Source organism: Lacibacter sp. H375 (genome assembly GCF_037892425.1).
In the GTDB taxonomy this organism is placed as follows: domain Bacteria; phylum Bacteroidota; class Bacteroidia; order Chitinophagales; family Chitinophagaceae; genus Lacibacter.
Genome location: NZ_JBBKTT010000001.1, coordinates 564,764 through 583,540, shown reverse-complemented (window position 1 = coordinate 583,540; position 18,777 = coordinate 564,764). Strand labels below are relative to the sequence as shown.

Here is an 18,777-nt window from a genome sequence, read left to right as displayed (position 1 = left end):
GCATTTTTGTTGCAGTTACTTCAAAAAAATCTGGGTTGAATATTTGGTTTATAAAATAAACTAGTCTATGTTTGTGATCTATTTATAAGAAATGAAAGCATTAACCTTATTCATCAGCCTTATCATCACCCAGCTCGTTGTTGGGCAAACCACCATCAGTGGCACCGTTCTGGACAATAAAAAGAAACCGGTGGCCGGCGCATCCGTTGCCATTAAAGATTCTTACGACGGTGCCACTGCTGACTCGGTTGGTCGTTTCCGTTTTAAAACCACCGACAAGGGAAATCAAATTATCATCATTACTGCCATTGGTTTTAAAACGGTAGAGTTGCCCGTTGAACTAAAAGGTGGCGATCTGCAATTGCCTGTTCAGTTAAAAGAAGAAATAACTGAAATGAGTGCCGTAGTCATTACAGCGGGATCATTTGAAGCAAGTGATCGTAAACGGGCAGCGGCGGTTTTATCATCTATTGATATTGTAACAACAGCAAGTGCAAATGGCGATGTTACCGGAGCTTTAAAAACATTACCGGGTGCCCAACAGGTGGGAGAGAGCGAAGGATTGTTTGTGCGTGGTGGTACGGCAGCTGAAACAAAAACATTTATTGATGGTACGTTAGTGAATAATTTCTTTTTCAGCAGCGTGCCGGGCATTGCACAACGTGGTCGTTTTTCTCCATTTATTTTTAAAGGCACTGTTTTTAGCACGGGAGGTTATAGTGCACTGTATGGCCAGGCGCTATCATCTGCATTAATTCTTGAGTCAATCGATCTTCCTGAACAATCATCAGCGACATTGAATCTTTCTGTGATAGGTCTCGGAGCAGGATTTCAAAAACTCAATAAAAAGAAAACAGCATCATGGGGCGTGAATTACAGCTATTCAAATCTTGCACTCGCATTTGCAGTTATCAAACAACAACAGGAATATACAAAAGCACCGGATGCACATTATATCGATGGCAACTTCCGTATTAAAACATCGAAAACTGGTATGCTGAAATATTATGGTTTTTACAGCACGAACAAACTGGGCTTTACGCAAAACAGTTTAGACTCGGCAGGTTACAGAGACCGTTTTTCATTATCAAACGGAAACACGTATCATAATTTTTCATGGAAAGAAACACTTAAGAACAAATGGAAATTGCAGGCAGGATTTTCTGTTTCAAATAATAAAGACGATATAGCATTTGGCATGCAGGATGAAGATAAGAAAGATGTATTGCTGACTGGCCTCGAGTATAAACGTTTTGATATTGACAGCAAAGGATTTTATACAAATGCCCGCATCGTTTTTGATAAACGTTTCAAAGGTTTGAATACCCTTCGCTTTGGTACAGAATATAATCATAGTGACGATAGAAGTACATTCACGTCATACAATGGAATGAAGTTCAACAGCAGGTTGATCGAAAATGTGTATTCATTATTTGCAGAACAGGATGTATACCTGACAAATAATCTTGCTGCGAAATTGGGAGCCCGTGCTGAGCATTCAGCTTACCTGAATAAAACCAATCTTGCACCACGTGTTTCACTGGCATATAAGTTGGGTAAAGAAAGCCAGGCTTCATTGGCTTACGGCATCTTTTATCAAAATCCTGAACTGCGTTACCAGCCTTCTGTGAATCCATTGACCTTTATGAAGGCAGAACATTACATTGCGCAGTTTCAAAAAACAACAAGCCTCACTACATTTCGTGTAGAAGCGTTTTATAAAAAGTATGACAACCTGATCAAGACAAGTAATGTAAATGGTCGTGAAATTGGAAGCAGTAATAATGGGTTTGGTGATGCAAGCGGTTTTGAATTGTTCTGGAGAGATAAGAAAACAGTGAAGAATCTTGATTATTGGATATCGTATTCTTTTCTTGACACCAAACGTGATTTCCTGAATTTCCCCAATGCCATTACACCCAACTTTGCTGCAAAGCACACAGCATCGATAGTGATGAAAAAGTTTGCGACCAAACTTAAAACAAACATCAACTTATCATACAACTATGCAAGTGGCAGACCTTATTACAATATTCAGTACGATGCAAACACAAGCAAAACATTCTTTGCTGATAAAGGACCCATCCCTGATTATCACAATGTAAGTTTTGCATTGAATTATCTGCCATCGATAGGAAAACAAAACGCAAAAGCATTTGCGGTATATGTTTTAAGCGTGAGTAACATCTTTAACATTAAGCAGGTGTATGGGTATAATTATTCAACAAATGGTGCACGCAGAAGTGAACTGGTGCCGCCATCAAGAATGTTCATTTTCATTGGGGCATTTATCAGCTTTGGTGTTGACCGTAGTGAAGATGCCATCAACAACAATTTATAAGAACTGAGTTATGAATATTTATTTGCTGTTTAAAATCATTCATCTGTTGGCGGTTGTTGCTTTCCTTGGCAATATCACAATCGGATTGTTCTGGATGAAGTGGGCATACAAAGTAAATGATGTTGGTTATTTGCAGCACACAGTAAAAGGTATTATTGCTGCAGATAAGATCTTTACACTTCCGGGTGTACTGGTGATAACAGCAGGAGGAATTATGGCTGCAATAAAAGGTGGTTATCCATTGCTTGGTACGGGTTGGATATTCTGGTCGATTGTATTGTTTACTTTATCTGGCATTATGTTCATGGCAAAAGTCGGGCCGTTGCAAACGAAAATGAAAAACTACCTTGAACAAAGTATTGGCAACAACAGCTATGATAAAGCACAGTTTACAAAGTATAAGAAAGAATGGGAGTGGTGGGGTGCATTATCATTATTTACTCCTTTACTTGCTTTCTTACTAATGATCTTAAAATGGCCGCTGTTAAGCCCGGTGGCATAATGTAAAAAATCTATAATAATTAAACCTCTTATCATGAGTAGCTTTCAACGAATCCCCGATTCAAACGAAGAAAAAGACAAACAGCTTTGGGAGATCGCACAAAAGCGTGCATCGTTCAAACAGCATCTTATCACTTATTTACTGATCAATGCATTCTTCTGGATACTATGGTCTATCAATGGAGCAAAGCATTATGGTGGTGGTGTTCCCTGGCCGGTATGGCCAATGCTTGGCTGGGGTATTGGTATTGCATCGCATTACTTTGGTGCATACGTTTATCCGAAAAGCAACAGTGTTGAACGTGAGTACGAAAAACTCAAAAACAAACAATAAACCTTTCTCATCTTCTAAATAAAAAAAATCATGAAACAAGTACTTCTTGCTGTTTTTTTTGCTCATCTTTTTACAGCTGCAATTGCACAGAGCGAACGATATACCGGTGCCATGCAAAAAAATATGCAGGCAATGGGCGAAGCAAAAACAGCCGACGCCATGCTGGATGTAGTAAATGCATTTGAGCGTATTGGTAATGCCGAAAAAAATCAATGGCTTCCGTTTTATTATGCTGCAGTTGCACAAGTGTGGCATGCATTCATGACAAACGATCCAAAACAATTCGATCCTTTAGCAGATAAAGCAACTATATTCATCAACAAAGCAGAAGAGTTTGAAAAAAATAATTCGGAGATCGCTTTGGTGAAAGCAATGATCGCTACTGTAAAAATGAGTGCTGATCCAATGACAAGGTATATGCAGTATGGAGCTATCATTCAGGAGAACACGGCGTTGTCTAAGAAACTTGATCCAACTAATCCACGTCCATACATGTGGGAAGCGCAAGGTGTTAGCAGAACCCCTGAGCAATTTGGTGGTGGTTGTGCAAAAGCAAAACCAGTGTTTGAAGAAGCGGTAAAACTTTTCGATGCATTCAAGCCGGCATCAGCATTACATCCTAATTGGGGCAAAGAGCAAAACGCACAGGCATACGCAGCGTGTAAATAATGTGTATTAGTCCCGGAGTAAACACTTCGGGACTCCCCTTATTTTTGACGTTTAAACAATAATACATGGAGCAACAGGATTTCTCAGCTAAAGACAGCTTGCAGCTAATCGAATCTATGATCAGCAAAGCTCAGAACCGTTTCAGCGAAAACGGTCATTTGTATTTACTGTGGGGTTGGGTTATTCTGGTGTGTAGTATTACAAGTTTTATTTCAGTTTACTTTTTCGGCAACTTTAAGAATTTAATGTATGTGTGGATGCTGACAATCCCCACCGTTATTTATCAGATGATCTATCTCTCCCGTGTAAAGAAAAGTACAACAGTACGCACTTATACCGATGAGATCATCGGTTTTGTATGGCTGGTGTTTGTGATCATGGGCTTCATTGTTGGTATTATCATTGGACGTAGCGGGCAACCGCAATTGTTTAACCCGTTATTCCTGATGTTGTATGGCATGCCTACATTTTTATCCGGAGTTATTTTAAAATTTTCAGCATTGCGTATCGGAGCAGTGAGTTGCTGGGTATTGGCATTGGTGTCCGTATTTATTCCGTACCAGTTTTCTTTTTTGCTACTGGCAGCGGCTGTTATCATCACATGGATCGTTCCGGGATACTTACTTCGTTCACGCTTTCAAAAACAAAATTGATCATGCAGGAAAAACCATTAACGGAACAGGAAAGTTTAATGATCATTCAACAAATGATCAACCGTGCAAAAAGTGATTTTGTTGATACAGGTATTGGTCCGATACTGTGGGGAGCTGTTATCACTTTCTGCAGCCTAATCCAATTTTGTATTATTCAGTTCAAGTGGAGTATGCCTGTTGATATCTGGTTACTTGCACTATTGGCCATTATTCCGCAAATATTCATTTCCATACGTGAACGCCGTGAACGGAAAGCAAAAGGATGGGATGATGACGTGATGGGTTATGTTTGGCTTTGTTTTGGCATAGGAATTTTTATTGTGAATTTTATCAACAATGTTGCAGCGGACACATTGCATCCGATTCTCAATGATTACAGAGAAATAACAGGAAAATCGGATGTTCCGAACTTCTGGACATTCGGTTCATCTTACCTCTTGTTTGTATATGGCTACCCAACAATTGTAACAGGAGCCGCAAGAAAGTTTAAGCTAATGACTTTTGGAGGAATTGTATGTTGGGTAAGTGCTGTTATCAGTGCATTCACCATTACAAAGTTTGATTTTTTATTAATGGCTTTATCCGCAGCACTAGCCTGGCTTGTACCCGGTATTATTCTTCGTATGAAATACCTGCAGGGAAAACAACAACATGTTTAAAGAACTCGATCCCATATTACATTCTCAATTGCGGCTGGCCGTTATGAGCTTGCTCATTGGCGTTAAGGAAGCTGAGTTTACCTTCATCCGGGAGAAAACGGGCTCTACTGCTGGCAACCTCAGTGTGCAGATCAGTAAACTAAAAGAGGTTGGTTATGTGGATGTGATCAAACAGTTCAAAGACAACTATCCGCAAACTATCTGCAAGATTACTCCGGCAGGCATTGCAGCTTTTGAAACCTATGTGAAAGCATTGCAAACTTATCTTCCCAAATAATTTTTCCGTTAAATCCAACCTTATCTTTACTTGAGTGTTGCTACGGCAGCAAATTTTATGGAATCAGTCATTAAGGTTACTCAACTCAGTAAAGTTTTCAGCGAAATAACAGCGGTAAGCGATCTTTCTTTTACTGTACAGAAAGGCGATGTGTATGGTTTTCTTGGACAGAATGGTGCAGGTAAATCTACCACTATCCGTATGTTGCTTACGCTTATTACACCTACAAGTGGATCCATTGAAATTTTTGGTTATGATCTGTACAAGCACCGAAAAGAAATTCTGCGTAATACGGGTGCAGTGATTGAACGTCCTGATCTCTACAAATATTTAACGGCATACGAAACATTGCAATTGTTTGCAAAAATGAGTGGCGTAAAACTCACGAAAGCAAACTTTATGGATCAGCTTGAACTTGTTGGTCTTGCACAAAGGGCCAACAGTAAAGTGCGTACATTCTCGCAAGGCATGAAACAGCGCTTAGGTATTGCCGTTGCATTGGTGCATGATCCGCAGCTGATCATGTTAGATGAACCAACCAATGGATTAGATCCGCAAGGGATCGCTGATATGAGGAATCTTATTCTTATGCTGCGTGAAAAAATGAACAAGACCATTCTTGTTTCATCGCACTTGTTAAGTGAGGTTGAGCAGATTGCTAACCGCATGCTCATTATTGATAAGGGAAAGAAATTGGTTGAAGGGACAGTGGCTGAGTTATTTCATCCCGATGACACCGTAGTCTATATCGAAACAAAGGATCACACAACTTGCGAACAATTACTCACGCAAACAAATTATGCAGATAAGATGATGGGGATTGATGCAGGTGGTATTGAACTGAAACTGCGTAAAGAAGAAGTGCCGGCATTGACAAAATTGTTGGTTGAAAATAACATCAGTGTATTGGGTATTACAGCAAGGCATTCATTGGAAGATTATTTTTTAAAGATCACAACAGCAAATCAACATGTGGAGCCTTTTAAAAATTGAGTTGTTCAAAGTATTCAAACGTCCACGCACTTACATAGCGTTTATTGCTGTTTGGGCAATTGTGTCGTTGATACAACTGGCTATTTATGTTGATGGAGCCAAGTACATGGATTTTGTGTTGAAAGATGTGAAAGATAATTTTGATGTGATCGGGAATCCGCTCAATGGCTATTTTGTTTGCTTTGTTATTTTGCAAACATTGCTGATACATGTACCGTTGCTCGTGGCATTGGTTAGCGCAGATATGATTGCGGGTGAAGCGAATATGGGTACCCTTCGGTTACTGATCACAAAACCAGTAAGCCGTACAAAACTGTTGATGAGCAAATTCATGGCATCGGCTATTTATGCCATTATTCTTCTTATCTGGATTGCTATACTTGGTTTGTTTCTTTCAATGGCTATATTCGGTACCGATGGTTTGATGAATGCAAAAAGTTACGAGATCATTATCCTGAATGGTAATGATATTTTCTGGCGCTACTTATGTGCGTTTGGTTATGCAGCAATAGCGCTCATCACAGTTTCATCGCTTGGATTTTTCTTTTCCATTTTTGCAGAGAATTCGCTGGGGCCCATTGTGGCCACAATGAGTGTGATCATTGTATTTACCATCCTCACAACATTGGATATCCCGATGTTCCAGGATGTTAAAGATTTTTTCTTTACGTCGCATATGATCGGTTGGAAAGGTTTTTTTGAGATGAAAACAGATGCAGAAGGGATGTCTATTCCGGGTACTATTCGAAATTTACCGGCAGTTTTACGAAGTGCAGGCATCCTTTTGCTGCATATTTTCATCTTCACAGGGTCGGCTATCTTTATATTTAACAGGAAAGATGTGCTGAGTTGATGATGTGTTTACAGTTGAACGTTAAAATTTTAATGTTATACTAAATGATGAAATTGAAATCTTTTTTTATACCCTTGTTGAGTAAGATCCTTCTTACCTCATTCTTTTTTCTTGTGGCCTCATCAATTAAAGCACAAACGGCTGATGAACTCATCCGCAATGTAAAGGCGAAGATGGATAAGGTGAACGATTATATTGCTACCGGTAAAATGAAGACGGATGTAGTGTTCATCAAAGCACCAATTGCTAATATCAAATCTTATTTCAAGAAACCAAACAAGTTCGCCATTAAGAGAGATGGAGGTGTTTCGTTATTGCCGAAAGGTGGTGTGAGTGTAAATGTAAGTTCGTTATTACTCACCGATAGTTATACTGCTATTGATGCAGGTGTAGGTACTGTTGCAGGCACAGTAGTACGCATAATTAAACTGTTACCACTCAGTGAAACCAGCGATGTGGTTTTAACTACGATGTATATTGACGAAAAGAATCTGCTCATCCGTAAATCAAGCACTACTACCAAAGAAAGTGGTACCTATGATATGGAAATGCAGTTCGGTAAGTATGCAGAGTGGGGCTTGCCTGATAAAGTAGTATTCTCCTTCAATACAAAAGATTACAAACTTCCGAAAGGCATTACACTTGAGTATGATGATGGCAGTAAAAAACCTGAGCTCCCTAAAAATAAAAAAGGAAAAGTAGAGATCAGCTACAGTTCTTATGTCATCAATAAAGGTGTGACAGATGCTATGATGAAATAAAAAAAGCAACGCTTCATGCATTGCCTTTTTTATCTTGAACCTTGTATTTTGAAATTTTGTTCCTTGTACCTTTTCTATTTATTCTTCTTCAATTTTTTCATCAACAGCTCTTGCCAACATTGCTGCACTCATTTTTCGCATCGGGTTTTTGCGTGCATCGGCATAACCATTGCGGCTGCGGAAAATATCAATTGCCATAAACAAAGCTGCTCTAATTGATGATTCATCAGCTTTCCCTTTCCCTGCAATATCAAATGCAGTTCCATGATCGGGACTTGTGCGTATGCCTTGTAAGCCCGCTGTATAATTTACGCCTTCACCAATAGCAAGTGATTTAAAAGGGATCAAACCTTGATCATGATACATGGCTAACACTGCATCAAATTTTTCGTGTTGTCCACGGGCAAAAAACGCATCAGAGCTATACGGACCGAAACAAAATACATCACTTTGTTTTGCTTCTTTAATGGCTGGTTTAATAATTTCCTCTTCTTCTTTGCCGATCAAACCTTCATCACCCGCATGTGGATTTAACCCCAGCACTGCGATTTTTGGTTTATCAATGCCAAAATCTTTTTTCAGTGATTGGTTCATCAACTTCAGTTTACTTACAATGGCTTCTCTTGAAATATGCTGCGCTACTTCGGCAACCGGAATATGTTCGGTTACCAATGCCACTTTAATATTTTCGGCCACCATAAACATCACCACATCATTTGCCTCAAACGCAGCTTTCAGATAAGGCGTGTGACCGGTATATGGAAAAGCTTCTGATTGTACATTCTTTTTGTGGATAGGAGCCGTAACCAAAGCATCGATCTGTTTTTCCTTCAATGCCTTCACAGCCTCGGTGAGGGAAATAATGGCATAACTGCCGCCGATATCTGTTAACTGACCCGGGGTAATGCTTACTTCATCTTCCCAGCAGCTGAACACATTTACTGTTTTAGGACTTAAACGCTGGAAATCCCTTACTGCCTGGTAATTGAAATTACCATCGCTCACCGATTTTTTATAGAAGTTGATGCTTTTGTTTGATGCAAAAACAACAGGGGTGCAAAGTTCTGTAAGCCTGCTGTCGTTCAGGGTTTTAATAATGATTTCGATACCAATTCCATTCAGGTCGCCACAGCTGAAGCCAATAACTGGTTTTTGTTCGGTTTGCGTCATATAATAAACTGTATTGCTTACAAATGTAGTGGATTGTTTGTTTTAGAAGGCCATTGCTAACCAGTTGAAAGACAGAGGCTTTTGCTTGCGGAATTTTTCTACGTTGGTCAATTGCAGTAATTACGGTGTTTTAGTGGGAAAAAAAGGTGCGGCACTAAGTGGAAATTCATGACCGTTTCTTAGGATAAGATAGTGGCTGTTTCTAACTTGTGTCAAAATCGTAATCCCCATGAAAGCAATCTTAATTATTGCAGTGTTTGCGCTGTCTTTCACTGCAACCAACGCACAATCAACAGGAAAAGGTAATACGCCATCTGGCCAGGCTTTTGGCTATTTCCGGGTTCATCGTCAGGCAGCCGATGTTTCTCTTAACTGGGCAGTTGCCAATCCCTCAATAGTTTCTTGTTTTACAATTGAACGTTCATATGATGGTTTCTGGTTCTTCGAAGTTGACGAAGTAAGTTGTTCCTCTATTGAACCAACATATAAATACAGAGACACAGGAGCATACCCTGGTTATCTGTTTTATCGTATTGTGGCTCATCACCTCGACGGTACTAAAGAGAACTCTCCTGTAGAGGAGATTCGTATTGTAAGCAAAAAAGGCTAACTTTTTGAAAGGCTGTGCAGGTTACAGTGCACAGCCTTTCTACTCATTTAAATCCGTTACTTATGAAACAACTTTTACTCAGTTTGTTTCTCTTTCTTACCCTAACCAACCAAACACTAACAGCACAGCAGATCAAAGCAAGATTTGGTGTTGATGGTGATTTGAGAGCTAACTTTTTCAATAACTTTTTGCAGGTTGGTAACGATGACTGGTTCAGTAATAATGTTATTGTTGGTCCGGGTGTTGGAGATTTTGTTATTGATACTACTGGTGCTGCAGGTATTCTTGCGAGATATACTTCGCAACCGGCAACCCGAAATTATCCCTTCTTCCGTAACATGCGTTACCCACAGTTTCATGTGTTAAATGGTATGTTATTGGTTGATGGTATTTTTATTCGTGACCACCATGGTGATGACTCAACAATTTTCGCATCAGGTAGTAACAAGAACGGGATGAACCCAAATACATGGACGACACCAGTAGCACAAAGTGTACCTGATAAGAACGAAATTCTTGACATGTTTATGCATGTGCGCAGAGATGGAGATGGCACCGAAACAAACGACTCACTATGGCTCTTTGGAGGTGTATCAATTGAGAATACAAGCGGTGACCGTTATTTCGATTTTGAAATGTATCAGACAGATATTTATTACGACAAACCTAATTTGAATTTTAAAGGATATGGACCCGATGACGGACACACATCCTGGAAGTTTGATGCTTCCGGTAATATTTTAAGTGCAGGTGATATTATTTTAACGGCTGAATTTGGTACTGGCCTCAGAATGGTTGAAGCTCGGATATGGGTGCATAAAGACGCCTTACTTTTAACACCAACAGCTTTTAATTGGGTTGGTACGCCCGGTAACTATACGTTTGATGGTGCAATTAACGGTGCCACTTATGGTTATGCAGCTATTCAGCCTAAAGCCGGAGGAGTATTTTATAATGGTTTAACAAGTAGAAACAATACATGGGCCGGGCCATTTAAACTTGTGTTGGGTAGCCAGGCGGTTGTAGATAATTACACAGCCGATCAGTTTATGGAATTTTCTGTAAACCTCAGTAAGCTTGGTCTTGATCCATTGGTTAGAGAAGGCGACGTGTGTGGTTTGCCATTCAGAAGAATATTGGTGAAATCAAGAGCATCTACTTCATTCACGGCGGCACTGAAAGACTTCGTAGGGCCTTTCAGTTTTTTCCGTGCACCAAGTGCAGAGATCGAAACAGATTTCCCGGTACTTTGTCCGGCTGGTGTTGCAGAAGTTTATGTAACTAATCCATTGTCTACATCAGTTTACAACTGGTCAACCATTGGAGGTAATATAGTAGGTCCAACATCAGGCGACCGTATTACTGCAAGCCAGGCAGGTACTTATATAGTAAGTCAAACGTTGATGGATAGTTGTGGAACAGTTTACGCAACAGATACTGTTACCATTACACAATACGCAGCTTGCGATGTTCTTGCGGGCAAACCATATAATTTCAATGCCCGATTGCAAAGCAAATCAGGTATGATTAGCTGGAATAGTGATAGCGAAGAAGGTATTTCTTATTTCCAGGTAGAACGCAGTGCAAATGGCATTGATTACACTTCCGTTGGTGGTCGTATTTCGCCTCGTAGCAGTGGCGCTTATTCAGAACTGGACGATCTTGTCAATTTCCGGTCTACCGAAGTATTTTATCGATTAAAATATGTAGGCTCAGGCGGACAAGTATTTTATACAAATGCAATACGATTATTCATTCGTCGCAATAACGGATTTGAGTTAGTTGTGTCACCTAACCCTGCTACTAATCTTTTCCGGATAAACTTCACTTCAGATAGAAATCAAACCGCTGAGATCACTGTTACAAACAGTATTGGATCGGTTGTCTACAGAAGCATCGAGCAGGTAAACACTGGTATTAATGAGTGGATGGTAACTGAAGCTGCTAAGTGGAGCCCTGGTCAGTATGTTATTCAATGTAAAGTGGGGGATGAAATATTCAGAAAACGAATCGTCGTTTCACATTAAATCAATTCAACAGCCCTCCGTTCAAATCGGGGGGCTTTTTTCTGCTACTTTTGCAGCGTGGAATACACACTCAAAAAATCGTTAGGTCAGCACTTTTTAAAAGACGAGTCAATTTCAAAAAGAATTGTAGAAGCTGTTATGGATGAACATCCACAGCATTTGGTAGAAGTTGGACCCGGTGCCGGTGCCATCACCAAATATTTTTTACAATACCAAGATCTTGATTTTAAAGCGGTGGAGCTGGATGCTGAAAAGATCACCTATCTCGAACATACTTTTCCAGCTATCAAAGGAAAATTGCTGCATCAAAGTTTTTTGGATGCTGCATGTCCCTTTACGGAACGGTTTATGATAGTAGGTAACTTCCCTTACAACATTTCATCACAGATTTTATTTAAAGTGTTGGATTGGAAAGAACAAGTTGATTGTGTGGTAGGGATGTTTCAGAAAGAAGTGGCGCAACGTGTAGCATCCAAACCCGGATCAAAAGCGTATGGTATATTGAGCATTTTGGTGCAGGCTTATTTTGAAGTAGAGTATTTGTTTGATGTGGATGAGCAGGCATTCAATCCGCCACCAAAGGTGAAAAGCGGAGTTATAAAGATGAAACCAATAAAAACAATTCCATTAATGCAAAGTGAACAGAAGTTCAAATTGCTTGTTAAGACTGCATTTAATCAACGAAGAAAGATGTTGCGCAACGGGGTGAAAGGTTTGTTTGATCCGGAAGAATTAAAAGATGAATTGTTTAATAAACGGGCAGAACAACTATCAGTAGATGATTTCGCAGCACTTACATTCAGGATGAGGTAGATAAACAGATCAGCCATTAATAAAAGTACAATCAACAGCAGGAGAATATAAACAGTGAAAGTTATCATTACAGCCAAGTGTCATGATTACCTGCAGGAAAAACTGCGGGAAGGTGGGTATGAAGTAATTTATGCGCCAACGATCTCATACGAAGAGTTAGCCATACAAATAGAAGATGTCGCCGGCCTTGTGGTTTCAACACGGGTAAAAATTGATGCCGCATTACTTGAGCACGCCAAGCAAATGATCTGGATCGGAAGGCTTGGCAGCGGACTGGAGCTAATTGATGTTCCTTTTGCTGAAAGTAAAGGCATCAAAGTGCTCAGCAGTCCTGAAGGAAACTGTGATGCGGTAGGTGAACATACACTTGCTATGCTGCTTAATCTCATGAATAAGATCAGTCGAAGTTTTGAAGAAGTGAAACAGCATCAATGGCTGCGTGATGAGAATCGTGGAGTGGAGTTAAATGGAAAAACAGTTGGCATTATTGGCTTTGGGCATACGGGTCGTGCTTTTGCAAAAAAACTTCGTGGGTTTGATGTAACGATTCTTGCACATGATAAATATCAATATGAATTTGGCGGTGAGCAGGTAAAAGAAGCATCTCTTGAACAGGTGCTGCGTTACAGTGATGTGATCAGTTTACATTTACCATTGACCAATGAAACCTATCATTATGCCGATACTGCATTTTTTGAAGCGGCAGCACAACGTCCCTTCTTTTTAAATACATCACGAGGTAAAGTGCATGGCACTGTTGCCATCACAGATGCATTGAAAAGAGGATTGATAGCAGGTGCTGGTTTAGACGTGCAGGAGAATGAAAAACTCAACACGTACACCGAAAGCGAACAGCAACAATTTGATTGGCTGGCTGCACAACCCAATGTTATTTTAACTCCACATATTGCCGGCTACACACACGAAGCTTTTTATAAAATGAGTAAAGTGCTGGCTGATAAATTAGGATTGCAGTAATTAGTTTACAATCGTTAAGGGAACATCTATTTTCACTTTGTCCCAACCTATACTGAGTTTATTATTCCCAACAAAGTATTGCAACCGCTCCAATGGTTTTGCAAGGGCTACAGGTTTTACTTTTAATCGAATGATATCATCCTTCGCATCATAATCATCAGTGAGGTGTTGGTCGTAATTCTTATTGAGAATAAAGATCCATTCTGTTTTCGATGGGATGGTGAAAATAGCATACTTGCCCGCCGGTATAGTTTTATTGCCAATGCGAAATGCTTTGCTTATTTCAATATTTGTTGCAGAGTGCGCACCAGTTACCCATACTTCATCCAGCGGTACCACACCTCCCCAAATAATGCGACCACGCACACCCGGTGAATAATAGTTGATGCGCACATTTCCCGAACCGATCTTTCCAACAGCTGCACATTTGATACTTTTTTTCGTGGTATCTTTTTTTGCGTTGGGATTATAGTTAACATTCTTTTCCTGGGTACTGCCGGTTAAAGCGGCAAAGCTCAAAGCAAGTATAAAAGCGATTTTTTTCATGCAAAAATTTGCTCAAAAATAGGGAAAGGATAAGGGTTATCTATATAACAGATTCTCAAATTATTATTCATTCCAGGGCCGGCTGTTAAATCTTGCCCTGGCTTCCGCTAAAAGCAAACAACTGTTCCCTGTTTCAAAAAAAGGTTCTATTTTTGTTCTTTAACAAAACATGCAACGCTTCAAGCTCAATTGAGGCGTTGTTATTTTTTTGTATAACCGTAAAGACAAGGAGGAACCATGAGCGTTCAATATGTTACAAAAGAAACACTTGAAAGATTGCAGGCCGAGTTACAACACATGCGTGGAGTAGAACGACCGGCTGCATCAAAAGCTATTGCAGAAGCACGTGAAAAAGGCGATTTGAAAGAGAATGCTGAATACGATGCTGCCAAAGAGGCGCAGGGTATGCTGGAGGCAAAGATCAGCCAGCTTGAAGGTGTGCTTGCTACTGCACGTGTGTTGGATGAAAGTACCATTGATACAAGTCGTGTTGCTATATTAACCAAGGTGACCATCACCAATCTAGCTACCAAGAAAAAAATTACTTACCAGATCGTTAGTGAACAGGAGGCTGATCTGAAAGCCGGGAAGATATCTGTAACATCACCTATCGGCAAAGGATTACTTGGCAAGGAAGTGGGCGAGGTGGCAGAAGTGCAGGTACCAGCAGGTGTCGTAAAATTTAAAGTAGAAGATATCTTCGTTTAAAAGCTGCTGGCTGCTGCTTACGTTGTGATGTTGAAAATTTGCAATTGGTAAGCTAGCTGTAAATGCAATTAGTGGGAGGCGAGCGAGGAAGCGTGAAGCTGTGTTTGTAACTACCTTTAACAGGATGAAATATGGATCATCATTGCAACGTGTCTTCTTTTATCTTCGTTCAAAATTAATTGGCGGCATGAGTATTTTTTCAAAAATCATTGCAGGCGAAATACCATCGTATAAAATTGCAGAGAACGATCGTTTCTATGCATTTCTTGATATTTTTCCATTGGCTGAAGGGCATACTCTGGTTGTGCCAAAGAAAGAAGTAGATAAGATTTTTGATGTGGATGACGCTGATCTGGCAGAATTGTTAGTATTTGCAAAACCTATTGCGAAAGCAATTGAAGCGTCTTTCAAATGTGATCGTGTAGGGATAGCAACAATAGGATTAGAAGTGCCACATGCACATTTGCACTTGGTGCCGATCAACAGTGCCGATGATCTCAATTTTACAAGACCAAAACTGAAGTTAACCGAAGAGCAAATGAAAACTGCTCAACAAAAAATACTGCAACATTTAAACAAGCAATCAGCATGACCCAGGTACAGTACGATCAGTATGGATATAAACGTAAGAAGGGAAAGAAAGCACCACGTCCGCAATTGATCACTATTCTTTGTGTTCTACTTTTTGCATGGGGGCTTGGTGAGATTGTATATTCGTACACCGGCAATACGGCCTTGAATAAAAGTGGAATTGATACGTTGTATCCGGCTGTTAATGCATTAATGATGGTGTTTAGTTTTGTGGCATTGAGTGGTACCTGGAGTATGGAAAAATGGGGACCCATCAGCTTTGTAATTGTTGTAACACTCAAACTGGGGGTCGATTTGTTGTTCGGGCATTTTAACACGCTCTATTTGCTTGCATACATACCGGCTGGTATTTTTTTATTGAGTTTGAAGAAAATGCGGAAAACAGATTAAATTTTCCTGACCTGACTGCTTGTATGAAAAATATTCGTCGTTGCATTTTACTGCTTGCCTCAATTTTTTTTCTTACACAAGTTGCTTCTGCGCAAATTTATCTCCTGCGATCTAAGAAAGCGGTTATTAAACAATTTCAGCGTTATGCAAAAAATGCTTCATTTAAGAGCACTATTTCAATTACTGATACAACAGTAACACTCCTGGTAAAGGATACTGCAGTGAGAGACTTGAATTTTACCTGTTATTTCAACCCGAAGAATAAATGTTACAAGCAAACACAAACGGCCGACTGTGATAGTTGTTTCAGGAAATATCTGCAACAGGTGTTTGATATAAAAAGGTTTGCTTGGAAAAAACGTAATGAAATGTGCTACATCTCAAGGCCATTTTGGAGCACAACAATTTTAATCAGCAGCAACAATCATTACTCCTTTTCTTTGGTGCACGATTATTTTTCTAACGTTTCGCACCGAAAATATTACAGAGAAGCTGACTGATTATTTTTTTAACCTTCCCGGGTTTTGTTTAATAAAATCTTCCCATCCTTTTACCTTCCCGGCTGTTTTCAATAAAGGTTTATTGGTTTGAAAGTGATGACAAAGTGCAACGGATAGTGCATCAGTTGCATCAAAGTATTTTGGTTTGGCTTTAAAATCAAGATAGTGTTGCAGCATTTTCCAAACCTGTTCCTTATCGGCGTTTCCATTTCCTGTTACAGCCTGTTTTACTTTCTTGGGCGAATATTCAGTAACAGTTAATCCGGCACTCATAGCAGTCGCAATTGCTACGCCTTGCGCTCGTCCCAACTTAAGCATACTCTGTACGTTTTTGCCGAAAAAGGGTGCTTCAATGGCAAAATCGGTGGGCTTATGCGTTTCAATTACCTCTTTTACTTTCTCATGAATGAGTTGCAAGCGGATGTACACGTCTTTGTGTTTGGTAAGTTTCAGCACATCCATTTCAATTAAATGCAGTTGCTGTTGGCGAACGCCAATCAAACCATAGCCCATGATAACAGTACCCGGGTCGATTCCTAAAATGATTTTCGAAAAACTTTGCAAGGAGCAGGTTAATTTTGACCAAAATAAACAGAAACTGAACAGGAAATTCAAAATCTTTATCAATTACTTTCTGGGCCCTATACTTTTTGTGTGGATTAGCATATCCTTATACAACCAAGTGAAGCAACAACCCGACTTACCAAGGGCATGGCAGCAGATAAAACAGGCCTTTACCGGTAATGAAAGCTGGAAGCTGTGGTTATCTGTTTTATTGATGCCAGTTAACTGGGGTTTGGAAACATGGAAATGGTATCTGCTGGTGAATAAATTTCAACCATTATCGTTTCAAAAAGCATTTGAATCTGTGTTGAGTGGATTATCCCTGGCGGTAAATACGCCAAACCGTATCGGTGAGTATGGCGGAAGAGTAGTGTACCTGAAGCCTGATTTCAGATTGAAGGGAGTGGCACTTACATTGGTAACAAGTGTTGGTCAGTTATTGATAACATTACTGTGCGGCTTTATTGCCTTACTTATTTTGAGACCCCGGCTACACGATGTGCAGCTTGGAGGTACACATTTATCAGGCATATTGCTGCAGGTATTTACCTGGTCGGTTTTGTTTTTTATCGGCTTAACGGGATTGTTTTTTTTCAGAATGCAGATGTTGGCGAAAGCGGTTCAATGGATACCGGGTATAAAAGAAAAGTTATCGTTTGCAAATGTGCTGGATGGCTTGCAAAACAGAACGTATCTTGTAATATTATTTTATTCGTTTTTACGTTTTGTTGTTTTTGCCCTGCAGTATGTGTTGATATGGCAGGCATTGCAAGTTGATATTCCGTGGTGGGAGGGTTTCTGGAGTGTGGCATTGATCTTTTTAATTATGGCAATCGTACCGGGTTTTGCAATAGCTGATGTTGGTATCCGTGGAGCTGTGGCGCTAAGTATTGTGAGTGTGTTCAGTGTAAACAGTATTGCTATTCTTGCAGGTACGGCTGGTATCTGGTTATTAAATCTTGTAGTGCCGGCGTTGATTGGAAGTTTGTTGTTATTGACGATAAAAATATTTAAGGAACGATGAAGATCACTTTGATTCTGTTTTCAGTAGTACTGCTTTCTTTTGCACCTGTTTCAACACAACCGGAAACAAGTGATGAATTTTGTGCCAGTATCCGCAATTTTGCATGGCAAAACGGCGAATCGATCAACTACCAGGTTTATTACACATTAGCCGGAGTTTATGTGCATGGTGGCCATGCCGATTTTCATATTAACCTCGAAAGATATAACGGAAAAGCAGTTTATCATCTTATTGGGGAAGGAAGAACAACGTCTTTTTTTGACGGACTTTTTAAAGTGAGGGATAAGTATGAAAGTTTTATTGATACTTCTACATTACAACCTTACAAGTTTGTCCGTAATATTTTAGAAGGCGATTTCAAAAAGTTTGAAACTGTTACGTTTAATCAGCAAGCCAATACAGCAACATCACAAGGCGGTACCTTTAAAACGCCCGAGTGTGTGCAGGATGTGTTGAGTGCCATCTATTACTCCCGCAATATTGATTTCAATAAATACAAACCAGGCGATCGTATTCCCTTCAATATGTTTATTGATGATAAAACATATAGTTTGTATGTCCGCTATTTGGGCAAAGAAAAAATAAAGACCAAGTATGGTAAATTCAATGCCATCAAATTCAAACCATTACTCATCGAAGGAACCATTTTTAAAGGCGGTGAAAAAATGACGGTGTGGGTGAGTGATGATGCTAACCGAATTCCCGTTCGCATTGAAAGCCCCATTTCAGTTGGTAGTATAAAAGTGGATATGATGGGCTATAAAAACACACGTCATAAGTTGAATGGATTGATCAGCACAAGATAATTGTAATGC

At 39.8% G+C, this 18,777-nt stretch carries 22 protein-coding genes; 19 read left to right on the top strand and 3 right to left on the bottom strand.

All coding sequences use genetic code 11. The features are described 5' to 3' along the window. Positions 1-91: 91 nt before the first annotated feature. From WG954_RS02610 to WG954_RS02565, 10 genes are all read left to right on the top strand, one after another. Positions 92-2,341, top strand: coding sequence for a TonB-dependent receptor (locus WG954_RS02610; RefSeq protein ID WP_340433358.1), 2,250 nt, complete (start codon positions 92-94; stop codon positions 2,339-2,341). Between the two features lie 10 nt (positions 2,342-2,351). Further along, positions 2,352-2,843 (top strand): DUF2269 family protein, encoded by a 492-nt coding sequence (locus tag WG954_RS02605; RefSeq protein ID WP_340433356.1) that lies wholly within the window; start codon positions 2,352-2,354, stop codon positions 2,841-2,843. Between the two features lie 33 nt (positions 2,844-2,876). Beyond that, complete coding sequence (locus WG954_RS02600) at positions 2,877-3,176, top strand: 2TM domain-containing protein (protein WP_340433354.1); 300 nt, start codon at positions 2,877-2,879, stop codon at positions 3,174-3,176. Between the two features lie 30 nt (positions 3,177-3,206). Then, complete coding sequence (locus WG954_RS02595; protein ID WP_340433352.1) at positions 3,207-3,845, top strand: hypothetical protein; 639 nt, start codon at positions 3,207-3,209, stop codon at positions 3,843-3,845. A gap of 65 nt (positions 3,846-3,910) precedes the next feature. Further along, positions 3,911-4,498, top strand: coding sequence for a hypothetical protein (locus WG954_RS02590; RefSeq protein WP_340433350.1), 588 nt, complete (start codon positions 3,911-3,913; stop codon positions 4,496-4,498). 2 nt (positions 4,499-4,500) lie between these two features. Beyond that, on the top strand, positions 4,501-5,157 hold the full coding sequence (locus tag WG954_RS02585) for a hypothetical protein (RefSeq protein WP_340433348.1): 657 nt from the start codon (positions 4,501-4,503) through the stop codon (positions 5,155-5,157). Next, positions 5,150-5,434 carry a winged helix-turn-helix domain-containing protein gene (locus WG954_RS02580; RefSeq protein ID WP_340433346.1) on the top strand — a complete coding sequence of 95 codons (285 nt, stop codon included), beginning with the start codon at positions 5,150-5,152 and terminating at the stop codon, positions 5,432-5,434. Before WG954_RS02585 ends, WG954_RS02580 begins: the two co-directional genes overlap by 8 nt. A 57-nt stretch (positions 5,435-5,491) precedes the next feature. After that, positions 5,492-6,427 (top strand): ABC transporter ATP-binding protein, encoded by a 936-nt coding sequence (locus WG954_RS02575; RefSeq protein ID WP_340433345.1) that lies wholly within the window; start codon positions 5,492-5,494, stop codon positions 6,425-6,427. After that, entirely contained in the window at positions 6,405-7,280 is an 876-nt protein-coding gene (locus tag WG954_RS02570; RefSeq protein ID WP_340433343.1) for an ABC transporter permease, read from the top strand. Before WG954_RS02575 ends, WG954_RS02570 begins: the two co-directional genes overlap by 23 nt. A gap of 44 nt (positions 7,281-7,324) precedes the next feature. Further along, on the top strand, positions 7,325-8,041 hold the full coding sequence (locus tag WG954_RS02565) for a LolA family protein (protein ID WP_340433341.1): 717 nt from the start codon (positions 7,325-7,327) through the stop codon (positions 8,039-8,041). 78 nt (positions 8,042-8,119) lie between these two features. On the opposite strand, the gene pdxA is transcribed toward WG954_RS02565, so the two are convergent. After that, positions 8,120-9,211, bottom strand: a complete 1,092-nt coding sequence (pdxA, locus tag WG954_RS02560; protein WP_340433338.1) for a 4-hydroxythreonine-4-phosphate dehydrogenase PdxA — start codon at positions 9,209-9,211, stop codon at positions 8,120-8,122. A 229-nt stretch (positions 9,212-9,440) separates the two neighbouring features. Here pdxA and WG954_RS02555 point away from each other — a divergent pair, with 229 nt between their 5' ends. The 4 genes from WG954_RS02555 (at position 9,441) to WG954_RS02540 (ending at position 13,639) form a co-directional block, all read left to right on the top strand. Beyond that, positions 9,441-9,821 (top strand): hypothetical protein, encoded by a 381-nt coding sequence (locus WG954_RS02555; RefSeq protein WP_340433336.1) that lies wholly within the window; start codon positions 9,441-9,443, stop codon positions 9,819-9,821. Between the two features lie 62 nt (positions 9,822-9,883). Next, complete coding sequence (locus WG954_RS02550) at positions 9,884-11,848, top strand: T9SS type A sorting domain-containing protein (protein WP_340433334.1); 1,965 nt, start codon at positions 9,884-9,886, stop codon at positions 11,846-11,848. A gap of 57 nt (positions 11,849-11,905) precedes the next feature. After that, positions 11,906-12,661: a 16S rRNA (adenine(1518)-N(6)/adenine(1519)-N(6))-dimethyltransferase RsmA gene (rsmA, locus tag WG954_RS02545; RefSeq protein WP_340433331.1), complete on the top strand. Its 756-nt coding sequence runs from the start codon at positions 11,906-11,908 to the stop codon at positions 12,659-12,661. Between the two features lie 54 nt (positions 12,662-12,715). Continuing rightward, complete coding sequence (locus WG954_RS02540; RefSeq protein WP_340433328.1) at positions 12,716-13,639, top strand: NAD(P)-dependent oxidoreductase; 924 nt, start codon at positions 12,716-12,718, stop codon at positions 13,637-13,639. Here the strand turns inward: WG954_RS02540 and WG954_RS02535 are convergent, their stop codons facing one another. Next, positions 13,640-14,185 carry a DUF2911 domain-containing protein gene (locus WG954_RS02535; protein WP_340433325.1) on the bottom strand — a complete coding sequence of 182 codons (546 nt, stop codon included), beginning with the start codon at positions 14,183-14,185 and terminating at the stop codon, positions 13,640-13,642. Positions 14,186-14,422: 237 nt separating this feature from the next. On the opposite strand from WG954_RS02535, the gene greA reads away from it, so the two are divergent. From greA to WG954_RS02520, 3 genes are all read left to right on the top strand, one after another. After that, positions 14,423-14,893 (top strand): transcription elongation factor GreA, encoded by a 471-nt coding sequence (greA, locus tag WG954_RS02530; RefSeq protein WP_340433323.1) that lies wholly within the window; start codon positions 14,423-14,425, stop codon positions 14,891-14,893. A 187-nt stretch (positions 14,894-15,080) separates the two neighbouring features. Beyond that, positions 15,081-15,485, top strand: coding sequence for an HIT family protein (locus WG954_RS02525; protein ID WP_340433322.1), 405 nt, complete (start codon positions 15,081-15,083; stop codon positions 15,483-15,485). Next, a complete protein-coding gene (locus tag WG954_RS02520) occupies positions 15,482-15,874 on the top strand; it encodes a hypothetical protein (RefSeq protein WP_340433320.1) in 393 nt (130 codons plus the stop codon). Before WG954_RS02525 ends, WG954_RS02520 begins: the two co-directional genes overlap by 4 nt. 500 nt (positions 15,875-16,374) lie before the next feature. Here the strand turns inward: WG954_RS02520 and ruvC are convergent, their stop codons facing one another. Continuing rightward, complete coding sequence (ruvC, locus tag WG954_RS02515) at positions 16,375-16,938, bottom strand: crossover junction endodeoxyribonuclease RuvC (RefSeq protein ID WP_340433318.1); 564 nt, start codon at positions 16,936-16,938, stop codon at positions 16,375-16,377. Between the two features lie 118 nt (positions 16,939-17,056). On the opposite strand from ruvC, the gene WG954_RS02510 reads away from it, so the two are divergent. Both WG954_RS02510 and WG954_RS02505 read left to right on the top strand, forming a co-directional pair. Beyond that, positions 17,057-17,962, top strand: a complete 906-nt coding sequence (locus WG954_RS02510; protein ID WP_340433317.1) for a lysylphosphatidylglycerol synthase domain-containing protein — start codon at positions 17,057-17,059, stop codon at positions 17,960-17,962. After that, positions 17,959-18,768, top strand: a complete 810-nt coding sequence (locus WG954_RS02505) for a DUF3108 domain-containing protein (RefSeq protein ID WP_340433316.1) — start codon at positions 17,959-17,961, stop codon at positions 18,766-18,768. The genes WG954_RS02510 and WG954_RS02505 overlap by 4 nt, the downstream gene beginning before the upstream one ends. Positions 18,769-18,777: the final 9 nt, after the last annotated feature.

What these genes read in the sequence shown, in the direction of transcription:
- WG954_RS02605 (WP_340433356.1), top strand. Translation starts at nt 2,352, where the DNA reads ATGAATATTTATTTGCTGTTTAAAATCATTCATCTGTTGGCGGTTGTT.
- WG954_RS02600 (WP_340433354.1), top strand. Translation starts at nt 2,877, where the DNA reads ATGAGTAGCTTTCAACGAATCCCCGATTCAAACGAAGAAAAAGACAAA.
- WG954_RS02610 (WP_340433358.1), top strand. Translation starts at nt 92, where the DNA reads ATGAAAGCATTAACCTTATTCATCAGCCTTATCATCACCCAGCTCGTT.
- WG954_RS02595 (WP_340433352.1), top strand. Translation starts at nt 3,207, where the DNA reads ATGAAACAAGTACTTCTTGCTGTTTTTTTTGCTCATCTTTTTACAGCT.
- WG954_RS02575 (WP_340433345.1), top strand. Translation starts at nt 5,492, where the DNA reads ATGGAATCAGTCATTAAGGTTACTCAACTCAGTAAAGTTTTCAGCGAA.
- WG954_RS02535 (WP_340433325.1), bottom strand. Translation starts at nt 14,185, where the DNA reads ATGAAAAAAATCGCTTTTATACTTGCTTTGAGCTTTGCCGCTTTAACC.
- WG954_RS02580 (WP_340433346.1), top strand. Translation starts at nt 5,150, where the DNA reads ATGTTTAAAGAACTCGATCCCATATTACATTCTCAATTGCGGCTGGCC.
- WG954_RS02565 (WP_340433341.1), top strand. Translation starts at nt 7,325, where the DNA reads ATGATGAAATTGAAATCTTTTTTTATACCCTTGTTGAGTAAGATCCTT.
- WG954_RS02525 (WP_340433322.1), top strand. Translation starts at nt 15,081, where the DNA reads ATGAGTATTTTTTCAAAAATCATTGCAGGCGAAATACCATCGTATAAA.
- WG954_RS02520 (WP_340433320.1), top strand. Translation starts at nt 15,482, where the DNA reads ATGACCCAGGTACAGTACGATCAGTATGGATATAAACGTAAGAAGGGA.
- greA (WP_340433323.1), top strand. Translation starts at nt 14,423, where the DNA reads ATGAGCGTTCAATATGTTACAAAAGAAACACTTGAAAGATTGCAGGCC.
- pdxA (WP_340433338.1), bottom strand. Translation starts at nt 9,211, where the DNA reads ATGACGCAAACCGAACAAAAACCAGTTATTGGCTTCAGCTGTGGCGAC.
- WG954_RS02550 (WP_340433334.1), top strand. Translation starts at nt 9,884, where the DNA reads ATGAAACAACTTTTACTCAGTTTGTTTCTCTTTCTTACCCTAACCAAC.
- WG954_RS02555 (WP_340433336.1), top strand. Translation starts at nt 9,441, where the DNA reads ATGAAAGCAATCTTAATTATTGCAGTGTTTGCGCTGTCTTTCACTGCA.
- WG954_RS02590 (WP_340433350.1), top strand. Translation starts at nt 3,911, where the DNA reads ATGGAGCAACAGGATTTCTCAGCTAAAGACAGCTTGCAGCTAATCGAA.
- WG954_RS02570 (WP_340433343.1), top strand. Translation starts at nt 6,405, where the DNA reads ATGTGGAGCCTTTTAAAAATTGAGTTGTTCAAAGTATTCAAACGTCCA.
- WG954_RS02585 (WP_340433348.1), top strand. Translation starts at nt 4,501, where the DNA reads ATGCAGGAAAAACCATTAACGGAACAGGAAAGTTTAATGATCATTCAA.
- WG954_RS02505 (WP_340433316.1), top strand. Translation starts at nt 17,959, where the DNA reads ATGAAGATCACTTTGATTCTGTTTTCAGTAGTACTGCTTTCTTTTGCA.